Below are 4,415 nucleotides of genomic sequence, written 5' to 3'. Positions count from 1 at the left end.
ATTGGCCATGACCGCCGCCACACGATCGCCCAGGACGATTTCCTGACGATAGCGCGCAACCACACCATTCATACGGCCAAGGATCGTACCGAAGAGGTCGGCAACCATCGACTCGACAAGACCGCGGCGAACCACCTGATCGATGTCGGCGGGCATGTGGAGCACACGGTACAGGGACATCATCAACTCACCGCCGGCCAGAGCATCGAGCGAAAAACCTTGCGCTACGACTTGCAGGCCAGCGACAAGGTGGTCCTCAAGGGACCCGGCGGCACAATCACCATTGACAGCGGCGGCATCACGCTGGAAGGCATCGCCATCAAGCTCAAAGGCCCCATGAGCCAGAGCGGCGGCGCCGGCAATCAGCTAAGCATCAAAGGCGTCGCCGAACAAGGTCGTGCGCTCAACACGCTGTGCGCCATGCGCAGCGACGGCACCTGTCCTCTTGAGCCGTGCCCCTGCGGCCGGTCGGGGACCGCCCGATGACGCTTCAGCGCACGACACCCGACGCGCTGTTGGCGCACGCCAAGCAGCAGCCACATCTCCTGTGGATCCTGGACGGCGGTCTGGAACCTGAGCTGGAGGCTATCGTGCGCAAGCTGGATCACCGCATCTGGCACGCCTGGGTCTACAGCCATACCGAGTACGCCGCCCAACATCGGGATGGCCCCTTGCTGGTGCAGGCCCGCAATGACTCGCCCCTGCTGCAGGCGTTCATGCAGGTATGGGCGACATTGCATTGGGGCGGATTGCTGGTATCCGGCCAACCCTTTGACGCGGTGCTGGAGCACCTGCGCAGCCTGCGCCATGCGCAGCCTGCGCCATGCGCAGCTGCCCGACGGCGAACAGTCTCTGATGCGGCTGCACGAGCCGCGCGCATTGCGCGGGATTGCTGAAGGGATGGATCCCGAGACGCTCGATACGCTGCTCGGCCCGATCGATCATTGGTACTGGTGCGAATGGAACGAAGGCCATGGCGACTGGTACGTCATGGATCAGGGCGCGCCCGGCCAGGGACAAGCCGCCGGCGCGCCGCTTATGTTGAGCTCCGCGCATCTGCATGGCCTTCACACTCAGCAGACGCAATACCGCGACAGGAAGTTCGCTCGCCGTTTGCTGGCGAGCGGCATCGAGGCGCTTGATGGAATCGACGAACCCACCATGTTGACCTACGTGCAAGAACACACCGCCGATGCCTGCTCGCGGGGTTTCAAGAGCGACGAGGACATGTATGGCTTCCTGGACGTGTACTTCCGCTACCACGAGCAACTCTTCGCGAAGCAAAGTCCACTGCCCGGCATCCTGGGCGACTTGCAATCCCCAGCCTGGCGTCGCCTGCAACGCGTGCATGTCTTGATGAAAGGAGCCGCGGCATGACCGTCATCGCCAAAACACCACGGGAGCTGAGCGCCTGCACGCCGAGCGGTTCCGCCCAATCACCGCACAATTGCAGCAAGGTCATTCCCTTCTTTCCGCTGCGCTACGCGGTCGCGCCCGCCGAGAAGGGAGGATTCGCATACCGCCATCCCAACCTGGAACGCGGATTTCCCGCACTGGACAGTACCGAGTACGTGTTGCGCCCCCTGCGCGACGACGATGGATTCCTGTACATCCATGACCCGGACAACCGGGAGCAGATCCTGTGCTTCGTCTATCGCAGTCCGGACGGCGACACCAACGGCGGCCAGCGCCGGCCCGCGCAGTTCCAGCGGCTTCAACTCGACAATGAATTCCGCCCTACGGCATTGGTCGGCGAGCTGCTGGCCTTTCCCTACATTCCAGCCTACGACCACGATCCAAAATCGGTCGCGATCTGGTTTGCCGATACCTTGCTCAGTCCGGCGAAGCTCGCGGCCTTTCAGGGCAACACGAACAATGTGCGCAGCACCCTGGGTACGGAGGTGAACCTCGTACCCTGGCTGGCCGCGTTCAAGGATGACCCTAGCCCGGCAGCCAGTCCGCCGGTCAAGCACACGCTGCGCGTGGAAGATGTCGCGGATCAGCAGCCTGTAGGACTCGACGGCAAGCCAGTCGTTTGGTCTGAGTACCCGAACAGTGGCCGTCTACCGACGCTAGCCGACCTGAGCATGGCTCAGGGGCCGGGCAGCGCCAGGCTGGCGGTTGTGCTGCACGATCCGGTGGGCCTGGCCAGCGAACTCAATCACCGCATCGATAGTGTGCTTAAACAATGGAACGCCTACAACGAGAACGCGGCCCGATTACGCTGGGTCAGCGACGTGATCGAGACCCTTGGCAACAATCTGGCCCGGGAGGTCGAACTCGAGGTATTCAATAACGACGTGGTGGGTAGTGCATTACCGCCGGGCGCGACAGGTGGAGCCGCCAACGGTGCCCGCGATCGCGCTTACAGGAAGGGGCTGGATGCCAAACGCGATCTGTTCAGAGACGCGGTGGACCAAAAGGCTCGGGGAGCCTTCCTCGAACAAGACGCTCCGACCGTAGCGCACTACCAGCAACAATTGGACGCTGCGGCGGCAGATCTCTTGCCGTGGGGACAGGCCTATGCCGGCCCGGGTGCGTTGCCAGTTGCGCTTCGTGAACTTTACGATTGGCGGGATGCCCGGGGGTTCGTGGCCGGCCGCGCCGCCGTCGTGCGCACCCTCCATGGCCTAATCTGCAGCGCCACGGGGACGCAGGAGCTCGCTCGTCAGTTGCCGCCGGGTGGACCACGCGAGGGCAGTCTGCTCGCTCTCGCCCTGCTTGGATTCCCCAAGATCAGCGCCTGGGCCGCGGCGCGTCAAGTGCTGGAGACCACGACGGACCAAATCGCCAGCAAGGCGTTGAAGGACCTGAACGCCATCGTCAAGGATATCAAGCCCGATGCGGCCTCGCGGCAACTCACCGCGCTGGCCATGCTGTCATTGATGAAAGGACAGACCTCCATGACGGCCCAGACCCTCTGGAGTAGCCGTTACGCCGCCTTGCTTGAAGTCGCCGAAGGCCGGCTTGCCAGCCCGGGGCAAATCGCCACCCGCGACGTTCCAGAGCGGTTGCGTGGCGAGGCCAAGCTCACCGGCAGCATCAACTTCCGACCGAGCGCCCTTGCCCAGGGCGCCAAGGATCAGATCACGGTGATACGACTGGTGTCCGCGCTTGAAGAAGCAGAGCAGGCCGAGGTGCGTGAACTGGTGCCCAGGCTCGCGTCCCGGCTGTCGTTGTGGCACGGGACCAAGCTAGGACTGGGCGGCTTGAGCGTGCTCGCCTCCGTGACCAATACCGCTGCGGCGCTCAACCAGTTCACGGCGGGCGACCAAAGCGCGCTGGTCAATAGCCTGAATGCCACGGGGAGCTTGCTGGGCGTGGGCGGTGCGGGGAAAGGCCTTGCGTCCGCGGTGTTGAACCGGCAGCGCGATATGGCGGCATTGAGCGGCAAGGCTGCCGAGGCGGAGGCGCTGAGGAAGTTGGCGGATCGGGCGGATCGTTGGGCGATTGGGTTGGTTGCACTAGCATCATTAACATTCGCGTTTAAAGATCTGATTGCACTAGATAAGCAGGGACAGCAAGAAAGGGCCGTCACGGCTATTGGCGTTGTACTTCAAGGCGTATCAGCTGGAGTCGGGTTTGCCCATCTCGGAGCAAAGATGTGGGTACAAGGAACCACGCAATTGGCAAGAACAATTGCAGCGCAGGCTCTCGGCGAGACAGTAGTACTCGGAACCCTCGGACGGGCGGCAATATGGTTTGCCGATGCGCCAGTGGCCTTGATCCTTACGGCGTTGCAACTCGCGTATGCCTGGAACCAGGCCCGCGCCGATAAGGCCAAAGTCGCCGATTGGATCAGGCAGGGATGCCTGGGCCTCGCGCCAACGATGAACGGTGCGGCGGAGCAAAAAGCGTACTACGAGCTGTTTCTGAAGCCCAAAATCGACACCAGCTATAAATTCGGGAACATTGTGCTAGATGGAATTTTTCCGAGTATTGGGCTCCCGCGAGCTCAACGCGATGTCGCGGTACTGTTACCAGGCTGGCAGCCGCAAATCAGCGCATACGCGCTGACGCAGCACGTGGCCTTCGGGTTGATGACCGAAAACGCCTTCAGCGACCCGGCGAAAGTCGAGGTCCGGGGTGGCAACGGCTACCTGCGGTTGGAAGCGCACAACCTGCTTGGCAATACGGTGGTGCGCTATTGGCCCAACGGCTTCACCCAGCCGGATCTGGTACTGGAGATGACCAATTGACAAGTAGTCAAATTCCACGTCTCACCTTCGAGCAGTTGTTAGCTAATGCTCGAAAACGCCCAGATTGGCAGCAACTTCCCGATATCCGCATAGCGATGTGGCCTGGACAGGTCAGTTTTTCGGACGACCTATCTGACGAGAATTTATTCAATGAGCGTTATTTGGAAAGTCGTGTTTTTGTCGGAAAGCTGGCCTTTGTTCTGTATCTTGTGTGCT

Annotated in this window: 4 protein-coding genes and 1 pseudogene; all 5 read left to right on the top strand. The window is 61.8% G+C overall.

All coding sequences use genetic code 11. From position 1 onward, the window contains the following. Positions 1-486: pseudogene (locus ACFWP0_RS26460) on the top strand (type VI secretion system tip protein VgrG); the annotation flags it as partial. Further along, the gene (locus ACFWP0_RS26455) at positions 483-896 is read left to right on the top strand and encodes a DUF4123 domain-containing protein (RefSeq protein WP_377847264.1); all 414 of its coding nucleotides are present in this window, start codon (positions 483-485) and stop codon (positions 894-896) included. The pseudogene ACFWP0_RS26460 and the gene ACFWP0_RS26455, both read left to right, overlap by 4 nt. Beyond that, the gene (locus ACFWP0_RS26450) at positions 808-1,377 is read left to right on the top strand and encodes a hypothetical protein (RefSeq protein ID WP_377847262.1); all 570 of its coding nucleotides are present in this window, start codon (positions 808-810) and stop codon (positions 1,375-1,377) included. Before ACFWP0_RS26455 ends, ACFWP0_RS26450 begins: the two co-directional genes overlap by 89 nt. Further along, positions 1,374-4,199: a toxin VasX gene (locus ACFWP0_RS26445; protein ID WP_377847260.1), complete on the top strand. Its 2,826-nt coding sequence runs from the start codon at positions 1,374-1,376 to the stop codon at positions 4,197-4,199. The genes ACFWP0_RS26450 and ACFWP0_RS26445 overlap by 4 nt, the downstream gene beginning before the upstream one ends. After that, positions 4,196-4,415, top strand: a 220-nt coding sequence (locus tag ACFWP0_RS26440; RefSeq protein ID WP_377847258.1) for a hypothetical protein, incomplete at its 3' end; no start/stop codon positions are given. The genes ACFWP0_RS26445 and ACFWP0_RS26440, both read left to right, overlap by 4 nt.

It is taken from the genome of Achromobacter sp. NPDC058515 (genome assembly GCF_042721735.1).
In the GTDB taxonomy this organism is placed as follows: Bacteria; Pseudomonadota; Gammaproteobacteria; order Burkholderiales; family Burkholderiaceae_B; genus Achromobacter.
The sequence above is the reverse complement of the archived record's forward strand: the minus strand, read 5'-3'. Positions and strand labels throughout refer to the sequence as shown.

What these genes read in the sequence shown, in the direction of transcription:
- ACFWP0_RS26450 (WP_377847262.1), top strand. Translation starts at nt 808, where the DNA reads ATGCGCAGCCTGCGCCATGCGCAGCTGCCCGACGGCGAACAGTCTCTG.
- ACFWP0_RS26445 (WP_377847260.1), top strand. Translation starts at nt 1,374, where the DNA reads ATGACCGTCATCGCCAAAACACCACGGGAGCTGAGCGCCTGCACGCCG.
- ACFWP0_RS26455 (WP_377847264.1), top strand. Translation starts at nt 483, where the DNA reads ATGACGCTTCAGCGCACGACACCCGACGCGCTGTTGGCGCACGCCAAG.